Genomic DNA, 20,094 nt, shown 5'->3' on the forward strand with positions numbered 1-20,094 from the left:
TAAATCCCTTTTCGGCCTGCCTTCGGTGAAACAAGAAAAAGAGGCAGGCCGTTTTTTTTTACGAAGAAATACCAAGGAGAAACACTTAGAGAAAACATCGAAAGAACGCACATAGCACCAGCGCCACGCGATAAGAGCAACCCGTCACGACGAGTACGGGGCGCAGAGCCATTAACCCGACATCCGGAAACGGAAAGGGTTTGAAGGGACGCCGAAGTGGCCGGTTGATTGCATTACAGAGAAACTTGCGAACATAAGGACGCGCGTAGCGCCTTAAGTCCGCCATCAACCCATCTTCGGCGATACAAATAGAAGATGGGTTTTATTTTTAAGGCGAGGGAAATGAAGAAAGTTCTCAAAAAAACGCTCCATACCTTGTATATAGCGCCCATAATGCGCCTTATGGCGGCGTTTGCGCTCTTTACCCTCGCGCTCCTTTCGCCAAACGCATCATACGCGGTAATAGACAACACCACCACTGCCACAAACAGCCTAAGCTGCGCAGGAACGCGCGCAGCCACCAACCTCGGATGCACGGCAAACGACTTTACGGTCAATGCGGTCCTTAGCGCTCAAAGCGGCACGGTTCCTTTTTGCATCGCAGGCGATGTCTTCTCTTTCAACGTGGAAGTATCGATAACCGGCGGCATAGGCGACAAATACGATATCGGCTTCTTTGCCGGCGAAACAGGGAACGACCCTGCAGTCAACGACGCTACAAAGACATGCTCCGTTGCGACCTTTCCGGTGACCGGAGTAGCCCCGTGGCAAACCCTTGATCCGCAAAACGACGCATGCAGCGACTTTACCGGCAAAAATCCGGCCTACACATCAATAGCCCTTATAAATAACGTAAAGGTGGTCTGTCAGGGTGCTGCCGGGGCGCCTACCGGAACGCTGGCAGTGCCTTTTGTCGCAAGCTTCCACTCAAATAGCGGCACCACCTGCACAGGGCCCACTGATGTATCGATCGCCGGAAGCTCCAAATGCGCCAAAGGCGTATCAACGGTCTCCGGAACCGTACAGGTGCGCTCGGGCACCTATATCGACGTAACCAAGGCAACGAACCCCACGCCGGACGGCTCGCTCCAGGATTTTACGTTAACAGCCTCAGTACCAGCGCCGCTTGTAGTTGTATCTCTAAAGAACGGCGTATACTCCTCGCCCATAACCACGGCAACGCAAACAGTCACAGCGACTATAAAACAGGGCGAGACAGTAAGGTTCATAACCGATGCGCTCGCAACGGACCAGATAATGACCATCACCGAGAGCGCCACCACCTTCTGGGAGACTTCGGCAGAGGCCATAACATGCGCAGGAAACATCACATCGCCAGTAGCCCCGACCTTTACGACAAACCTCGGAACGCGCACCATAACAGCGGCCCTTAGCACGCAAAAAGTATCGGGCTCCTGCACTATCACAAATAAGAAAAGAAGCAAAATCACCATGGTAAAGAACGTGGACGGACGCGTAAACCCGACAGATCAGTTCTCGGTCACGGCAACCGGCGGCGGCACGCTAACCGACAGCGTTGGAGCCGCCATAACCGCGCCCGTGACAATTACGACCGCGCTCGCTGAAACGACAAAGCAGACGACCTTCTGGAGCCAGCCCGGGCAGGCACTTACCATCACAGACAGCGCGGCAAGCGGCTTGCTTACCGACTATTATACACTGTATTCCTGCACGAACGCCTTCGCAGGCTCAACGACCGTGCTCCCTGCCCCGGGAGTTGCAAGCTCATTTAACCTTACCCCCGGCCCTGACGACGACATCACATGCACATACACGAACAGGGCAAAGCCCAGGGGGGCCGCAAAATCGTTTAACCCGGTAAGTATCGGCACAAACGATACATCGGTAATGACCATAACCCTGGAAAACAAAAACTCTCTGGCAATAACAGGCGCTGCATTCACTGACACATATCCCGCAGGCCTTATAAACACCGCGACCCCAAGCCCGGCAATCAGCGGCGTTGGATGCACAGGTACATTCACGAACCCGGACACTACCTCTGCCGCGCTCACAGGCGCTACCATACCGGCAAACACCACCTGCTCCTACACAATAAACGTAACAAGCGCGACCGCTGGAAGCTACACAAACACGCTGCCGGCAGGCGCAGTTACGAGCACGGACGCAGGAACAAGCCCCACGGCTGCGTCGGCAACGCTTACGGTAATGAACCACCCTGCTGCTACCAAGGCATTTAGTCCTGCGAGCATAGGCGTGAACGAAACGTCTACGCTTACAATAACGCTTACGAACTCGAACGCCGCGAACATAACGGGCGCGGCATTCACCGATACCTACCCGGCAAATCTCGTTAACGCGGCAACACCTGCCGGCTCTACGACCTGCGCCGGAGGCACTGTAACGGCAGTAGCAGGCGGCGGCAGTGTTTCGCTTAGCGGCGCAACAATTCCGGCATCCGGAAGCTGTACGGTAACGGTCAACGTAACGAGCGCAACGGCAGCCTCTTACACCAACACGCTGGCAACAGGCGGCGTAACTACCACGAACGCCGGAGCAACCCTTGCGCCTGCTTCGGCAACACTTATAGTGCTTAACCGGCCAACCGTTTCAAAGGCCTTTAGCCCGACAAGCATAGGCGTAAACGACACCTCGACCATCACCATAACGCTTACGAACTCGAATGCCACGGATATAACAGGCGCGGCATTTACCGACACGTATCCGGCAAATCTTGTTAACGCGGCAACCCCTGCCGGCGCCACCACCTGTACCGGAGGCACTGTAACGGCAGTAGCAGGCGGCGGCACGCTGCAGCTTAGCGGAGCAACTATTCCTGCATCAGGAAGCTGCACCGTAACCGTGAATGTCACGAGCGCTACGCCAGGAAGCTACTTGAATACAATACCAGCAGGCGGCGTTACAACGGCAAACGCAGGCTCGAACACAGGGGCTGCATCGGATACACTTACCGTGCTTGGCCGCCCGACCGTTTCAAAGGCCTTTAGCCCAACGAGCATAGGCGTAAACAGCACCTCGACCATCACGATAACGCTTACGAACCCTAACGCCGCGAACATAACCGGCGCGGCATTTACCGATACCTACCCGGCAGGCCTTGTCAATGCGGCAGCCCCTGCAGGCTCGACAACCTGCGCAGGAGGCTCGGTAACGGCAGCGGCAGGCGGCGGCAGCGTTCAACTTAGCGGAGCAACGATTCCGGCATCCGGAAGCTGCACAATAACCGTTACGGTCACGAGCGCTACTGCGGGAAGTTACACCAACACAATAGCGGCAGGCGGCGTGACAACAACGAACGCGGGCTCTAACGCCGGGGCAGCGTCAGCCACACTTACGGTACTTAACCGCCCTGACATTACAAAAGCATTTAGCCCGACAGACCTGGCAGTGAACGCGCCCTCGACACTTACCATAACGCTTACGAACTCTAACGCCGTAAACATCACCGGCGCTACGTTTACAGACACCCTGCCTGCGGGCGTAACGGTAGCAAGCCCGGTTAGCACCTCAAATAACTGCGGCGGGACATTTACTAATGGTGGCGGCGGAGCTATAGCAGCCGGGGACGGCTCTGTAAAGCTCACGGGCGGCACCATACCTCCGGCAGGCTGCGCTGTCACGGTCGATATTACGAGCGCTACTGCGGCGGCATATACCAACACCATAGCAGTCGGGGACCTTACAACCACGAATGCCGGGCCAAACACAGCAGTGGCAACGGCAACGGTAAAGTTCTACGACAACCCGACGATAACAAAGTCGTTTAGCCCGGCAAGCATCGGCACGAACGACCCGTCACTGCTTACCGTAACCGTCGCCAACCCGAACCCGAGCGCGCTAACAAACGTTGCCTTTACAGACAACTACCCGGGCGGCGGCGTCATGCAAAACGCAACAGGCGCCTCACCGACCATAACCGGGGCAGGATGCACGGGCACGCTTACTGCCGTTGACGGAGGGGTAAGCTTCTCGCTTAGCGGCGCAACCGTTCCTGCGGCATTTACCTGCACATACACTGCGTACGTAACGGCCACAACAGCGGGTGCGTACCTTAACTCGACCGGGAACGTAACGACAAACCAGGGCGTTACCGGAGCGGCAGCTACAGCTACCCTTACGGTGCTTAACCACCCAAGTGTTACAAAGGCCTTTAGCCCCACGGCTATCGGCGTCGGCGGCACATCGACCATCACCATAACGCTTACGAACTCTAACGGGGTTAACATAACAGGCGCGGCATTTACGGATACATATCCGGCAAATCTTGTTAACGCGGCTACGCCTGCAGGCTCTACGACATGCGCCGGAGGCGCTGTAACTGCAGCAGCAGGGGCTGGAAGCGTGGCGCTTAGCGGAGCAACCATCCCGGCCGGAGGAAGCTGCACAGTGACAGTTAGCGTCACGAGCGCGACATCTGGCTCATACACAAACACAATCGCCGCAGGCGGTGTGACCAGCACCAACGCCGGGGCAAACACCGCTTTAGCCTCGGATACACTGACGGTGCTTAACCGCCCGACCGTTACAAAGACATTTACCCCGGCCTCTATCGGCGTAAACGACACTTCCACAATGAAGGTCACCATTACGAACTCAAACGGAGTTGCGATAACCGGCGCGGCATTTACCGACACGTATCCTGCAAACCTGGTTAACGCGGCCACACCGGCTCCTACGATAACGGGCGTAGGCTGCACAGGGACGTTTACCGATCCAAGCACCACATCGGTTCAACTTAGCGGCGCAACCATTCCGGCAGGCAGCTCCTGCGACTATACGGTAACGGTCACAAGCGCGACGGCAGCAAGCTACACCAATACCATAGCGGCCGGAGACGTGACCACCACCAACGCCGGAGCAAACGCCGGGGCCGCATCAGCGACACTTACGGTGCTTAATCACCCGACAATTGCAAAGGCGTTTAGCCCGGCCTCGATCGGCGTTAACGACACTTCTACCATCACCATAACGCTTACAAACTCGAACGGAGTTGCCGTAACAGGCGCGGCATTTACCGATACGTATCCGGCAAATGTTGTAAACGCGGCAAGCCCTTCCGAGGCAACGACCTGCGCCGTGGGCACTGTCACGGCAGCGGCAGGTGGCGGCAGCGTTGCGCTTAGCGGAGCAACCATCCCGGCCGGCGGGAGCTGCACGTTAACTGTCACTGTCACGAGCGCGACAACGGGAAGCTACACCAACACAATAGCGGCCGGAAACGTGACCACCACAAACGCAGGAGCAAACACAGGAGCAGCATCGGCTACCCTTACGGTGCTTAACCACCCAAGTGTTACAAAGGCCTTTAGCCCCACGGCTATCGGCGTCGGCGGCACATCGACCATCACCATAACGCTTACGAACTCTAACGGGGTTGACATAACGGGCGCGGCATTTACGGATACATATCCGGCAAACCTGGTTAACGCCGCGGCTCCGGCAGAAGCAACAACCTGCGCAGGAGGCACTGTAACCGCAACGGCAGGGGCAGGAAGCGTGGCGCTTAGCGGAGCAACCATCCCGGCCGGAGGAAGCTGCACGGTAACTGTCACTGTCACGAGCGCGACATCTGGCTCATACACAAACACAATCGCCGCAGGCGGCGTGACCAGCACCAACGCAGGGGCAAACACCGCTTTAGCCTCGGATACACTTACGGTGCTTAACCGCCCGACTGTTACAAAGACATTTACCCCGGCCTCTATCGGCGTAAACGACACTTCTACAATGAAGGTCACCATTACGAACTCAAACGGAGTTGCGATAACCGGCGCGGCATTTACCGACACGTATCCTGCAAACCTGGTTAACGCGGCCACCCCGGCTCCTACGATAACGGGCGCGGGCTGCACAGGGACATTTACCGACCCGAGTACAACATCGGTTCAACTTAGCGGCGCAACTATTCCCGCAGGCAGCTCCTGCGACTATACGGTAACGGTCACAAGCGCGACAACAGGCAGCTACACCAATACAATAGCGGCAGGCGGCGTGACTACGACCAACGCCGGAGCAAACGCCGGGGCCGCATCAGCCACACTTACGGTGCTTAATCACCCGACGGTCACGAAGGCCTTCGCCCCCATACTGATAGGCACCGGAGGCACCTCGCTTCTTACCATAACACTTGCAAATTCGAACGTGGTTAACGTAACCGGCGCGGCATTTACCGATACTTACCCGGCAAATCTTGTTAACGCCGCTACTCCGGCAGGCTCTACGACCTGCACAGGCGGCACGGTAACGGCAGCGGCAGGGGGCGGCAGCGTGGCACTTAGCGGCGCAACTATCCCGGCCGGCGGAAGCTGCACGGTAACGGTAAACGTCCGAAGCTCCGTGCCAGGCACATACACGAACACCATCGGCATCGGGGCCATAACAACCGCTAACGCAGGAGCAAACCTTGCATCCGCTTCGGACTCACTCACGGTCGTGGCAGCAGGCATGCTCATAATATCGAAGACCGTTACGACGTATTCCGACCCGATAAACGGCATAACAGGGCCGCTTACCATACCGGGCGCGTACATGGATTACCTCATCACAATAAACAACATCGGCGCCGGAGCGTCATCGAGCCTCGTAGTGACAGACCCGATACCAACGGCGAATGTTGAGTTCTTCGGCGGCAACCTCGGCGGCGGCAGCCCGTTCGTGTATACGGACACAACGGCGCCCAACGGGCTTACGGGAATAACGTCACTGGAATACTCAAACGATAACGGAACAACGTGGACATACGCGCCGGCGCTAACGTTCGATCCAGCGGTAACGAACTTCAGGGTGACCTTTGGCGGCACGCTTGGCGCCGCAAAGGCGTTCACTCTCAAATTCAGGGTACGGGTGAAGTGATGACACGGTTTAAACTTACATACCGGCATCTGGCGGCAAAGGCGCTTTGCGCAGTAGCGGCCCTTATTATCGCGCTCTGCTGCCCGGCCATGTCCGAAGGGGCAACGCCTGCAGGAGTAACCATAAACAACACCGCCCTTGTGACCTATAATGTCGGCGGCGTATGGGCGACCATCAACGCTACCATCGGCTTTAAAGTACAGGAAGTAATACAGCCAACGATAACCTGGCAAAACAGCCCGGCGGTGTATGTTGCGCCTTCGCAGACAAACGCCATAGCGACATTCACCATAACCAATTCAGGCAACGGATGGGACGACTATACTGTCGTGGTAAACAATTCAGTAGGCGGCGACAACTTCGACCCCATACTTAGCGCCATATACGTAGACACCAACTCTAACGGCTTTTACGATGTTGGCGTAGATACACTCCTCTCCGGCGACCCGGGGCTTAACGCCGGAGCCTCTGTAACGTTATTCGTATTAAGTAACATACCGGCAGGCGCAACCGGCACAGGCACAAGCCGTATAACCATAACCTCCAAGACCGGCACAGGGGCGCCCGGCACCGTGCTCGCAAGCGCAGGCGACGGCGGCACTGACGCTGTAATAGGAGCGACAAGCGGCATAGCAAGCGTAGACGCGCTGTACTCGGTATCCGCAGCAACGGTGAACATAGCAAAAACATCTACTGTCCTGGACGTGTACGGCGGCTCTAACGCCATAACAGGATCGACCGTAACATACACGCTGACAGTAACGGTTGCCGGCGCGGGCACGGCAAATAACGTTGTGATAACCGACGCCATACCAACGAACACGACTTATAAAACCGGCACGATAACGCTCGACGGCGCGCCGATAAGCGACACCCCGGCAAACGACGCCGGAGATTATAATTCAACGGCCCCGGGGGCGATTACAATCAACCTCGGCTCGATGACAGCGGCTGTGACAAAGGTAATAACGTTCAAAGTAACTATAGATTAGAACGACGCTACAAGAAGGAGGCTCATATGCACCAAAAAAGAACACGGATGCTAACGGCGGCCGTTCTGGCCGGAGGCGCCTTTATCGCCCTCGCCCTTGCCAGTGAGGCAGCTGCAGCCGGCAAGATAGAGGTAAAGATAGCGGCACAGGTGCCGGTCAAGACCTCCGATGCAAGCGGCAAGAAGACAACTAAGATGGTGGATGCGGCAATTGCCAAGGTAATACCAGGAGATGTCGTGACATATACGATAACATACACGAACACCGGCGACGACGCCGTAAAAGAGGTCATTGTCACGAACCCTGTACCGCCTGAGGTCGAATACATAGAAAAAAGCGCGTCGGGAAAGGACTCGGTTATGACCTTTTCCATAGACGGAGGTAATACGTACGACGTTCCAACGAAGCTCGAAGTAAAAGACAAGGACGGAAAAACGCGCCGGGCCAAGGCGTCCGAATACACGAACATAAAATGGACGCTAAAGGGCAGCTTAGCCCCGGGGAAAGGGGGCTCGGTTGCGTACCGTGCGAAGATCAAATAACAGGACGCAAAATCACGAATTTACCGACAACTACTATATAAAAGGAGGACGACATGGCCCAAGTTAAGGAAATACTGGTTGAATAGAAAGGATGCAAAAGACAATAACGGAACATAAAAGACAATGGAGAAAGCAATGTTTACTTACAAAACGAAACATACAAACAAAAAGGAGGAGAATATGAACAGGCAGATAAAGCGCCTTCTACTGGCCCTGTTCGCCGCAGCCATGCTCGTTAGCATACTGCCGACGTCAGGAGCAGCAGAAACTGCAGGAGGCACGACCGTAACAAACAACGCAACCGTCTACTACAGCGACGGTGTGACAAGCACGTCGGCGGACACCACGCTGGCCCCGGCGACCTTCAAGGTCGACAACAGGGTCGAGGTGACGATGACGCTAAACACTACGTCGCCCATGGCAGTAGTAACCGGCGCAGCCGACAGAGTGCACTCGTTCACACTGACCAATGGAGGCAACACGACACAAAGGTACTCTTTTGCCATAGCCGATGGCGGGACCTTCACCGTCGCCAACCCGACGACGGGTGTTAAGATATTCGCCGAGATATGCCCATGCGACGGGATTTATAACGGTACAGACGTAGACCTGTCCGCCGGCGGCCTTACACCGGACGTGGCGCCCGGCGCAACCATTGACATCCACGTATGGGTCAATATCCCTGGCGCACTTACCCCGCCGAACAACTCGACCATAACGCTCACGGCAACGACACATAACAGAAGCGCCGTGGACGTAAACGCAACTACAGAGACCAACCTCGGCCTGAACACCGAGGACGCGGTATTCAACGACGTAGCCGGCGCAACCGATGCCGCAACCGACGGCAAATACTCCGTCACCGCTGCATACACGCTCGTTGGCACGGAGATGACCATCACGAAATCGGTAGCCCTGGTATCCGACCCGCTTGGCAGCGGCCTGACGATACCCGGAGCAATTGTCGAATACACCATAATCGCCAAAAACGGCAACGGTGCGGCGCCTGCGGCATCTTCGGCAACCCTGTCGAGCATACAGGACTTCATCGACATAGGGAAACTTACAATCGTCGCAGACTCCGTCAACATAACAACGTCCAGAGGCGGTTCATTCCTGCTCCGTACAACGGACCTAGGCGATGGCGATACAGACGGAGTCGCATATAACAGCGGCACTGGCGGACTTGTCATAGATTCAACTGTCTTCCTGCCGGCCGGAGGCATATATACTAACGCCGGGGAGCTACAGGACGGACAAACCATAACCATAACGTTCCAGGCAACAATACAGTAAGGAAATAAAACAAAGTGCAGGAGGCTTGGTGAAGGGATTCTTTAACATAGTAAGCGCTACGAACGGACGCTCAGGGAGTGTCGCCCGTACGTACGCGTCTGCCCTTTTCAGGGAAGTATTGTTAAAGGAGCCAGGCACCGCAGGCAACCCGGCGGCAGCGAGCAATACGCCGGGCTGTCTGCACGTTGCGCAAACCGGGGGTAAAGGCCTCGGGTTGCGCAACGTGCAGGCAGCTATCGCCTTTATAATGCTCTTTATCACAGCATCGGCGTCAGTGGCAGCTACACCTCCGGGCACTATAATAACCAACACCGCCACTGCCTCATACGACGTTGGCGCGGTCGTAGGCATAGCCGCGGTCTCGAACTCGGCATCAACGACAGTTGTAACACTAAATACAGCGTCAACGATAGACTTTCTCCTCTATAACCCTGCTCCAGGCACGTCCTTTAACGTGGCAACCGGCGCATATTCTGCGACAGGCTCGCTTGCAGGGCCGTTTACGCCGCTTGCTTCGCCCGTAGCGCAGACGCTTGGAGGCGCATTCAACCCTATCAACCTCGGCGCGCCGGTATCTCTATACCCCGGCACAACGGTCCATGCCGGAGAGCCGATATTCGTGCGCGTAAAAGACCCTGACCAGGACACGGACCCAGCGCTCCTCGACACGCTGACCATTACCATAACCACGGCATCGGGCGACTCAGAGGTCATCGTGCTTACCGAGACAGGGGTAAACACGGGCGAGTTCATAGGATACATTCAGACAGACGGAGCCACCGGCGCCCAAAACGACGGCGCAATAAACGTGGTGGACTCGGATTCCATAACCGCGAACTACACAGACCCCAACAACGCAATCGACGTATCGGCAAACGCCGTGCTCGTGGACCCATACGGCATACTCTTTAACAGCCTTACAGGAGCCCCGGTAAACGGAGCAACGGTTACGCTTAGGGAGTCGCCCGGCGGCGCCCTCGCAACAGTGTACGGCGACGACGGCATAAGCTCATACCCGGCAACGGTTGTAAGCGGCGGCACTGTAACCGACTCGGGCTCCAACGTCTACACCTTCCCTGCCGGCGGCTACCGCTTCCCGCTCATACCGCCCGGCAACTATGTGCTCGAAATAACGCCGCCTCCGGGGTACTCGGTACCGTCGGTCGTGCCAACGGCAATGCTTCAGACGCTTCCAGGAGCGCCGTTTACCATAATAACCGGCTCGAGGCTCGAGGTATTTACGATAGTGGCCGGCCCGGCAGTAAGGATAGACGTTCCGCTCGACGCGACAAGCGCTACGAGCCTGTTCGTCAGAAAAGACGCGTCGAAGGAAAAAGTATCGAAGGGCGACTTCCTCCAGTACAAGGTCGAGGTCGATAACGCAACCGGCGCGATACTAAATAACGTAGTCGTCACCGACAGGCTGCCCTCGGGCTTCAGGTACGAAGAAAATTCGGCGACATATAACGGCATCGCAGCCGCTAACCCTGCGATATCCGCAGACGGCCGCACCCTCACCTTCTCCGTAGCAACGCTTGGAGCAGGCGCGAAGATTACAATCGGCTACGTCGTGCACGTCGGCGCAGGAGCAAAATTCGGCGAGGCGGTTAACTCGGCCTCTGCGGCCTCGGGCGTAATCACCTCCAACACGGCAAAGGCAAAGGTAAAGGTCGTGGACGACCTTATGGAAACCAAGTCCGTCATCGTCGGAAGAGTCATCCCAGACGGCTGCGGCGAGACCGATCCTAATGCCGACGGCGCCGAAGGCGTAAGAATATACCTCGAGGACGGCACCTACGCCGTAACCGACAAGCGCGGCATGTTCCACTTCGAAGGCATCACCCCGGGCACACACATCGTGCAGATGGATACGGCAACGATACCCGAAACATACGAGCCCGTACTCTGCAAAGCGAACACTCGCAACTCCGGCAGCGCAATCAGCCAGTTCGTGGACGTACAGGGCGGCACGCTCTGGAGAGCGGACTTCCATATAAAGCTCAGGGCAAAGACCACGGGACAGGTATCGCTCTCTCTTGACAGCTCCATGAACGAAAGGACTATCAACTACAGCGCCGCTATAGACAACCTGGCGGTAAAGATCGACGGCGTGTCGGTAACCATATCGCTTCCGGAAGGGCTTACCTACAAAAAAGGCTCGGCCATCCAAAACAACGCCTCCATTGCCGACCCCGAGGACTTCGGCTCGAACACGCTGGTCTTTAGGCTAGGCGAGATAGGGGCCGACTCAAAGACAGAGCTCAACTTCGCTGCCTCGATAAACGACCCGAAGAGCACGAAGGAATACGGCGCCGGCGCCATGATGACATTTAACACTCCATCGGCAAAGAACCAGCGCACGCCGGTAGTGAAAAGCACTGCGGCAAGACAGGTGCAAACTAACACCACCACCTTCGACGCCATAACGCTGCATCCGCAATTCGCGCCAAGCTCCGATGAACTGCAGCCAGGCGACATAGAGACCATCAAGAAGGCGGCCGACACTATCAGGGATAAAAAGCTTAAGCGCGTGTACGTGATCGGGCACTCGGACTCTTCGAAGGTGCGTAACGCCAAAAACGCCAAATTCAAAGATAACCAGAACCTCTCGCTTGCCAGGGCAAAGGCCGTGGCAGAGGTGCTAAAAAACACCCTCGGCCTTACCGACGACGTTTTCGTCACCGAGGGCAAGGGTGACGCCGAGCCAGTGGCAACCAACAAGACCGCCGACGGCAGGGCCAAGAACCGCAGGGTGGAGATGCGTATAGAGCTTCAGGACGTTATCGACGAGAAAACTGTCGACACGGCCAAGAAAAGCTCGAACACGGTAAGCGCCGAGACCGTTGGACTTCGCCCCGGCGAATCGGCCACCATGCAGCCAGCAGACGGCGCCGGGACCGAAGAGACATTAAGGCCTCACATGGTGCCAATGCCGGAGGGCAAAACGCCGGAACTGGAGATACTCTGGCCAACGGAAGGGCACCACCCGGCAGCTCCATCCATGGGAATAGCAATAAAGCACGCGCCTGCTGAAATCATAAAAGTATACATCGGCGGCGAAGAAATAGCCCCGATCAACTTCGAAGAACGCGTTGTAAGCAAAGACTCGACGGTGGCAATAAGCCGCTGGCTCGGTATCCCGCTTGCTGGCGGCGACAACGTGCTCGAGGCCGCTACCTTTGACAAAGACGGCATCGAGACAAAACGCGTAAAGCGCACCGTGCACTACTCAACGGACCCGGTAAAGGCCGCATATTCGAAGGAGTTCTCGTCGCTTACAGCCGACGGCAAGACATCGCCGGTAATGGCCATACGCCTCTTTGACAAAGATAATCACCCGGTAAGGGAAGGTCTGATAATAGAAGCCGCGGTCGAGCCGCCCTACTCGTCATACGTAAGCTCGACATTGGCCGACAAATCGCCGCTCACCAAGAGCCCCTCTAACGCGAACTCGTTTAGGGTCGGCAAGGACGGCATAGTACTTGTGCCCATTACACCGACAACAAAGACCGGAGAAGTCTCGGTCAGGGTAAAGCTCGCTGGTTCGGAAGAAACCGTAAAGGGCTGGCTAAGGCCTGAGAAGCGCGACTGGGTGCTCATAGGACTCGCAGAGGGCACGGCAGCGCACGGCACGGTATCCAAGAACATGACAACTGCCAAGGACATGGGCGCAGAGTACGACTACTACGAGGACGGACGCATCGCCTTCTTCACAAAAGGCACGATAAAGGGCGAGTGGCTCCTTACCATGACCTACGACAGCAAGAAGGACGGCAACTACGACCAGACGCGGCTCCACAGCGTAATAGACCCGGGCACCTACTACACAGTATACGGCGACGCAAGCGAGCAGAGGTACGAGGCATCGAGTGCAAGGCCTCTCTACATAAAGATAGAGCGCGACCAGTTCTACGCCCTGTTCGGGGACTTCGATACCGGGCTCACGGTAACCGAGCTTTCTCGCTACTCGAGGTCGCATAACGGAATAAAGAGCGAATACAAGGGCGATAACTTCAACTACAGCGCCTTCGCAACAGATACGAGCCAGGCATTCGTAAAGGACGAAATACGCGGCGACGGCACCTCCGGGCTCTACCGTCTTACGAGGTCAAATGTCGTGATGAACTCCGAGAAGGTCGCCATCGAAGTGCGCGACCGCTTCAGAAGCGAGATAGTAATATCGAGAAGAGAGCTCATGAGGCACGCCGACTACGACATAGACTACGACTCCTCGACGATATTCTTTAAAGAGCCGGTAGCGAGCCGCGATGCCGACTTTAACCCCGTCTACATAGTGGCTGACTATGAAAGCAACGACAAGGCAGACCGCGAGTACAACTACGGAGGCCGCGTAGGCGCGAACACAACGAACGAAAAACTTTCGGGCGGCGTAACTCACGTGCACGAAGGCACGCTAAACGCCGAGGCAAACCTCTACGGCGCGGACGCGACAATAGAGATAACTGACAATACAAGGCTCAAGGTCGAGGCCGCAACGACCGACAAGGAAGTCGCAGCCAACGATACAAAGAAGGGCTCTGCCTACCTGGCCGAGATAACGCATCTTGGCGCCAAGGCAAAGGCAAGGACCTACATCCGCGAAATAGACGACGAATTCGGGCTCGGCCACACAAGCGGCTCCGAAGGCGGCATGAGGAAAATCGGGCTCGATGCCGAGTACAGCTTCAACACGACAACGAGCGCCTCAACGGAAATGTATAAGCACTCGAACCTCTCCACCGGCGCCGACCGCTACTACGGCAGCGTGAAGGCTACTTACAGGGAGAAGAACTACTCGCTCTTTACGGGGGTCAAGAGGGCCGAGGACCGCTTCGTAAACGGCCCCATAAACGACTCGACACAGATTGAGCTTGGCGGCTCACTTGGCCTTATGGAAAACAGGCTCACGCTAAAGGCCTCGCATGAGCAGTCGGTATCTGGCAACGAGAACCCGGACTTCCCGACGCGCACAACTCTCGGAGGCGAATACAGGCTAACCGAGTACGCCTCGGTCTTCGCAGCCCAGGAGTTCACGAACGGCAAGGATAACCACGCGGAGCTTACGAGGGCCGGCATAAAGGCAACGCCGTGGAGCGGCGCACAGATTGGCAGTTCGGTCGAGCAGCGCCACAACGAGGACGGCACGAGGCTTCTTTCCAACTCGGGCCTTAAGCAGCGCTACCAGTACTCCAAGCACTGGAGCTTCGATGCCTCGCTTGACCGCTCGGCTACGATAAAGCAGCCAGGCTCTCCGACCACCAACATGAACGCCCCGAAGGCCTCTTACGACAGCGAGGACTTTACGGCCCTGTCGCTTGGCGCTGCCTATAAAGAAGAGACATGGGGCGCAACATCGAGGTTCGAGTTCAGAAACGCCTCGAGCGAGGATAAGATAGGCCTGCTCCTTGGCGCGTACGGCGAGCCTAAGGAAGGCTACGGCGTATCGGCGGCCATGAGAACGCTTAGGACTTACAGGACCACACACACTCATTCGGCGGCCGACAACCTGCGTATCGGCTTCGCGTACAGGCCGAAGACAACGCAGTGGATAGTGCTCGATAAGCTCGACTTCATACACGACGAAATGGGCGGCTCGGCATCAACGTATAACTACGACAACAGGCGCGTTGTAAACAACTTGAACGTCAACTACAAGCCAAACGACAGAAACGAGCTCTCGGTCCACTACGGCATCAAGTACGTTACCGAGACCATCGACAACACGGATTACAGCGGCATCACCGAGCTCATCGGGCTCGAAGGCCGCCACGACGTAACGCCCAAGGTAGACCTCGGCGCGCACGCAAGGATACTCCATTCGTACCGCACCAACCAACAGGACTACAACACCGGCGTCTCGGTCGGCTACACGCTTGTAAAGAACGCCTGGGTAAGCATCGGCTACAACTTTAGCGGCTTCAAGGACACGGACTTCTCGGCAGCGGATTTTACGAGCCAGGGCGTATATCTTAAGTTCAGGATAAAGGTGGACCAGGAAAGCGCCAAGGAAGCCGTCAGGTGGCTGACCGGGCAGTAAGCGAGGCTTAGACCGTTACCGACGGGTCTACATCGAACAAGAGACGCACCGAACCAAGCCTTCTTGCAAGAAAATCCCTTTTAAGGCAAACAAGGAACCTGTTTAACCTGGAGGCATCGGCGCATTTAACGAGCATCTGCCGCCTGGTGCGCCCCCTTACCTTCTCTATAAGTGCTGGCACAGGGCCAAGGAGCACTATGCCACGCTCGACATATTTGTCGGCAACAGCGCGAAGCAGCGCCGCCCCCTTCTCGACATCTGCCTCCTTTATGCCGTCAATCCTCACAAGCGCGAGCCTTTCGTATGGCGGGTACTCGGCGTCCTTTCTTATTAGAAGTTCTTCCTTATAAAAACCGTCGTAATCGTGCGTTGCCGCGGCATGAAAGCAGAAGTGCTCCGGGCTAAATGTCTGCACCAGGACTTTCGACGGGCCGCTCTCTCTGCCTGCCCGGCCCGAGGCCTGCGCCATGAGCTGAAACGTCCGCTCGCCGCTTCGAAAGTCCGGGATGCCAAGCGATGTATCCCCTGATACTATGCCAACAAGCGTAATGCGCGGAAAATGGTGGCCCTTTGCAGCCATCTGCGTGCCTACGAGTATATCGACACTTCCGTCCTCGACAGCATCGAGTATTTTCTTTAGTGAGCCTTTTTTCGAGGTCGTGTCGCTGTCAAGGCGCGCTACCCTTGCCTTTGGAAAAAGCCCCCGTACCTCTTCCTCGACCTTTTCCGTGCCTATACCCGGGTCTACTATGTCCACGGAGGCGCAGCCTGGGCAGCTCTCCGGCACAGGCATGGTGAAATCACAGTAATGGCATTTAAGGGCACGCGCGCGCTTATGAAATGTAAGCGTCACGGAACAGTTCAAGCACTTCACTGCGCTGCCGCAGCCGCGGCAGAGAACAAAGCTCGAAAACCCGCGCCTGTTGAGGAAGACAAGCGTCTGATTGCCGGCTGTAAGGTTTTCCTCCATAAGCACGCGAAGCCTGCCGGATATTACCGTGCCCTTTGTCTCTTTTTTCATGTCAAAGAGCTCGACCTCCGGAAGCGTTGCGTCATCAACGCGTCTTGTGAGGCGAAGCATTTCGAACTTCCCAGTTATGGCGCTGTTATATGTCTCGACCGACGGGGTTGCGGAGCCCAGAATAACGGCAATGCCAAGCGTCTTTGCCAGCATCAGCGCCGAATCCCTGGCGTTGTACCTTGCCTTGTCGTCCTGCTTGTAGGAGGGGTCGTGCTCCTCGTCAACGATAATGAGCCCTATGTCCGAGAGCGGGGCAAAGAGCGCGCTTCTTGCGCCTATAACAACGTCAACGCCGCCTGCGCGGATTTTCCTCCACTGATCTGCTCTCTCGCCTTCGCCAATTGAACTGTGCACAACGGCAACGCGCCCCGGAAAATGCGCGTTAAGGAGCGCGGCAGGGCGCTCGGTCAGGCCTATCTCCGGAACAAGGAACAGGGCGCGCTTACCCTGCCTTACGGCCTCTTCTATTGCCTTTAGATATACAAACGTCTTTCCGCTCCCGGTGATGCCGTAGAGAAGAAACGGAGAAAAACCGTTACCGAGCGCGGCAGAGATGCGGCCTATCGCAGCGGCCTGCTCGTCATTTGGCTTGTGCGTAACACGACGAACGGCACTATCCTTAAACGGGTCTCTATCCACGACACGCTCTTCCTTTTCCAGAAGCCCGGAACCGACAAGCCTTCTTACAGGCTCATCGACCGAACCAAGCGCGTCCCTTAACGCCGAAAGCGGTATTTCGCCGTGCAGCTTTATGTGCTCGAAAACTTTTCTTCTAAGCGGCGCGGCCTTCATGCCTTCGAGCGCGGCCGCCTCATCAGCTTCCTTTACAAGCCTTACAACTGTCTCGGTCTTTACGCCAAGCGGGCCCTTTGCAACCACCTCTTCCGTTAAAAACCCCTTTTCCCTGAGCCTTGTCACTGCGGCGTATACAGAACCTTTTTTAACGGCCTTTACCACCGAAGAAAGCCGCTTTCCGCCCTTTGCAAGATCGAGAATAACGGCCTCGGTGCTATCTGGCTTTTTGATTGTCTCGAGATATTCAAGCCCCTTACCGGTTGTGGATATGACGCGCTCTTCACCGGGGTTCATGGCAGACGGCGCGGCAAGAAAGAACACCTCGCCCGGCGGGGCAAGGTAGTAGCCGCACATCCATTTGAGGAACTTAAGCCTCGCGCTATCAAGCACTGGAACGCTGTCTATGACGTCGATAAGGGGTTTTACGGATGTAACGGACGGCTTTTCTCTGGTCTCGACGATTATGGCAGTGATTTTCTTCCTTCCAAACTCTACGGCAACGCGCCTGCCCGGGCGTGCCTCGTCCAGAAGGTGCTCGGGCACCGAATAAGTAAAAAACCCTTCCACAGGAAGGGCAACGCTCACGTCCACGAATTTTTTCATTGTTTGTATATGCGCGTAAGACGTTACTGCAGGCCCGGCGTTACGACTCCACCCATTCGCCGCGTATATCGCCGTAATCGACCTGCGTCTGGTCCTCGAACCTCGCAAGCTCGTTCATAAAGGTAAGTTTTATCGTGTCTGTTGGGCCGTTACGCTGCTTTGCAACTATTATCTCGGCCCCTCTTCTTTTGCCGCAGGTGCAAAGCTCCTTTGGGCAATCGCAGGGCTTATAAAAACACTCCCTGTAGACGAACATAACCACGTCGGCGTCCTGCTCTATTGCGCCCGATTCTCTCAAGTCCGAAAGCTGCGGCCTCGCGTTCTCTCTGGTTTCCGCCCTTCTCGAAAGCTGCGAGAGAGCTACGACCGGAACGTTTACTTCCTTTGCAAGGGCCTTTAAAGACCTCGATATGTCGGATATCTCCTGCTCCCTGCTCTCGGTCCTCGTTCTTCCGCGCATGAGCTGCAGATAATCCACGATAATAAGCTTTATGCCAAGATCATTTACCCATCTCCTGGCCTTTGCCCGAAGCTCCAGTACGCTCTGTGCCGGGGTATCGTCGATATATATCGGCGCTTCGTAGAGCGTGCCGACTGCAGTGGTAAGGCGGCCCCAGTCCTCGTCGTTCAAGCGTCCGTGGCGAAGCCTGTGGAGGTCCACCCTTGCCCTCGAGGCAAGCATCCTCTGGGTCAGCTGCTCTTTACTCATTTCAAGGGAGAAGAGCGCAACAGGCGCTTCCGTCTCTATGGCCGCGTATTCTGCGATATTTAACGCAAAGGCTGTCTTTCCCATGCTAGGACGGCCTGCGATTATGATAAGGTCAGAGGGCTGAAGCCCTGCCAGAAGCCTGTCAAGGTCCTTAAAGCCGGAGGCCACACCGGTTACGTGCGTCTTTTTCTCGTAGAGCTTCTCAACCGCTTCGAAGGCGTCCTTTATGAGGTCACGCAGCGCGTAGTAAGACTTCTTTGTCCGCTCCTGCGCGGCCTGAAAAATTATTTTCTCGGCCTCGTCCACGAAGTCGTCGACCGCTTCGCCTGCGTCGTAACCGCGCCTTACTATCTCTGTAGCCGCGGTTATAAGCCCCCTTAAAAGGGACTTTTCCCTGACTATGCGCGCGTAATAGAGGATATTGGCCGCAGTAGGGGTCGAATCCGCAAGGGCCGCGACGTAGGAAACCCCGCCAACGGAATCGAGGGCCTTGGTGTTCTTTAGCGCATCGGTTAGCGTTACGATGTCTACCGGGGTGTTCTTTTCGAAGAGAGAGACCATGGCCCTGAATACGAGGCCGTGGATGTCGCTGTAGAAGTCGCCTCCGTCGTGGGCAAGTATCTCAAGCACCCTGGCAAGAGAGTCCTTCTCAAGCAGAATGCCGCCGATGACGGCCTGCTCTGCCTCCAGATTGTGCGGAGGGACCCTGTGAGGGGCCTCTTTTTTCCGGGCTTCAATGGCCATGGCAGACACCAGTCAAGGGCGGCAAATTTTGATTGCTGCAAAAAATACTGCTTACAGTTCCTTTGATACGTTGACCTTTACCGCGGCCTTCACCTCGGCATGCAGCCTTACGCTAACGGTTGCAGGGCCAAGCACCTTTATGGGCTCGCTAAGGATTATGTTCCTCTTCTCGACATTAAAGCCCTTTGCCTTCAATGCCGCCTCTACGTCCATCGAGGTAACCGAGCCAAAGAGCTTGTCTTCTTCTCCGGCCTTTCTCGTGAACTCGAGTGTGAGCGCTTCCATCTCGGCCTTTACCTTTTCGGCGTCGCCCTTTACCTGGACGGCCTTCTTTCTGTAAGCCTCTTTCTCGGTCTCTATCTGCTTTAGATTGCCAGGCGTTGCGCTTACGGCGCGGCCCCTGGGGATTAGATAGTTTCTCGCATACCCCGGCGCGACCCTTACGACCTCGCCGAAGCTTCCGAGGTTCTCGACATCGTCTCTAAGTATCACCTTCATGG

General features: G+C 56.2%; 8 protein-coding genes. 5 read left to right on the plus strand and 3 right to left on the minus strand.

Going from position 1 to position 20,094, the window contains the following annotated elements; translation table 11 throughout:
• The first annotated feature begins 342 nt into the window (after positions 1-342).
• The 5 genes from OEV59_02910 (at position 343) to OEV59_02930 (ending at position 15,722) form a co-directional block, all read left to right on the plus strand.
• Complete coding sequence (locus OEV59_02910; protein MDH4226694.1) at positions 343-6,855, plus strand: DUF11 domain-containing protein; 6,513 nt, start codon at positions 343-345, stop codon at positions 6,853-6,855.
• Complete coding sequence (locus tag OEV59_02915) at positions 6,855-7,847, plus strand: hypothetical protein (protein ID MDH4226695.1); 993 nt, start codon at positions 6,855-6,857, stop codon at positions 7,845-7,847. Before OEV59_02910 ends, OEV59_02915 begins: the two co-directional genes overlap by 1 nt.
• A gap of 26 nt (positions 7,848-7,873) precedes the next feature.
• On the plus strand, positions 7,874-8,389 hold the full coding sequence (locus OEV59_02920; protein MDH4226696.1) for a hypothetical protein: 516 nt from the start codon (positions 7,874-7,876) through the stop codon (positions 8,387-8,389).
• Positions 8,390-8,569: 180 nt separating this feature from the next.
• Positions 8,570-9,685, plus strand: coding sequence for a hypothetical protein (locus tag OEV59_02925; GenBank protein MDH4226697.1), 1,116 nt, complete (start codon positions 8,570-8,572; stop codon positions 9,683-9,685).
• Positions 9,686-9,713: 28 nt separating this feature from the next.
• On the plus strand, positions 9,714-15,722 hold the full coding sequence (locus OEV59_02930; GenBank protein MDH4226698.1) for an OmpA family protein: 6,009 nt from the start codon (positions 9,714-9,716) through the stop codon (positions 15,720-15,722).
• Positions 15,723-15,729: 7 nt separating this feature from the next.
• Here OEV59_02930 and priA read toward each other — a convergent pair whose 3' ends face one another.
• The 3 genes from priA to rplI are packed head-to-tail and all read right to left on the minus strand — an operon-like array spanning position 15,730 to position 20,092.
• Positions 15,730-18,141 carry a primosomal protein N' gene (gene priA, locus OEV59_02935; protein MDH4226699.1) on the minus strand — a complete coding sequence of 804 codons (2,412 nt, stop codon included), beginning with the start codon at positions 18,139-18,141 and terminating at the stop codon, positions 15,730-15,732.
• 40 nt (positions 18,142-18,181) lie between these two features.
• The gene (gene dnaB / locus OEV59_02940) at positions 18,182-19,594 is read right to left on the minus strand and encodes a replicative DNA helicase (protein MDH4226700.1); all 1,413 of its coding nucleotides are present in this window, start codon (positions 19,592-19,594) and stop codon (positions 18,182-18,184) included.
• A 51-nt stretch (positions 19,595-19,645) separates the two neighbouring features.
• Positions 19,646-20,092, minus strand: coding sequence for a 50S ribosomal protein L9 (gene rplI / locus OEV59_02945; protein ID MDH4226701.1), 447 nt, complete (start codon positions 20,090-20,092; stop codon positions 19,646-19,648).
• Between the last annotated feature and the right edge of the window lie 2 nt (positions 20,093-20,094).

This window comes from Deltaproteobacteria bacterium, from assembly GCA_029858205.1.
Taxonomy (GTDB): Bacteria; Desulfobacterota; GWC2-55-46; order GWC2-55-46; family DRQE01; genus JAOUFM01.

Coding starts and splice junctions, on each gene's coding strand:
- OEV59_02915 (MDH4226695.1), top strand. CDS start 6,855: ATGACACGGTTTAAACTTACATACCGGCATCTGGCGGCAAAGGCGCTT.
- OEV59_02925 (MDH4226697.1), top strand. CDS start 8,570: ATGAACAGGCAGATAAAGCGCCTTCTACTGGCCCTGTTCGCCGCAGCC.
- dnaB (MDH4226700.1), bottom strand. CDS start 19,594: ATGGCCATTGAAGCCCGGAAAAAAGAGGCCCCTCACAGGGTCCCTCCG.
- OEV59_02920 (MDH4226696.1), top strand. CDS start 7,874: ATGCACCAAAAAAGAACACGGATGCTAACGGCGGCCGTTCTGGCCGGA.
- OEV59_02910 (MDH4226694.1), top strand. CDS start 343: ATGAAGAAAGTTCTCAAAAAAACGCTCCATACCTTGTATATAGCGCCC.
- rplI (MDH4226701.1), bottom strand. CDS start 20,092: ATGAAGGTGATACTTAGAGACGATGTCGAGAACCTCGGAAGCTTCGGC.
- priA (MDH4226699.1), bottom strand. CDS start 18,141: ATGAAAAAATTCGTGGACGTGAGCGTTGCCCTTCCTGTGGAAGGGTTT.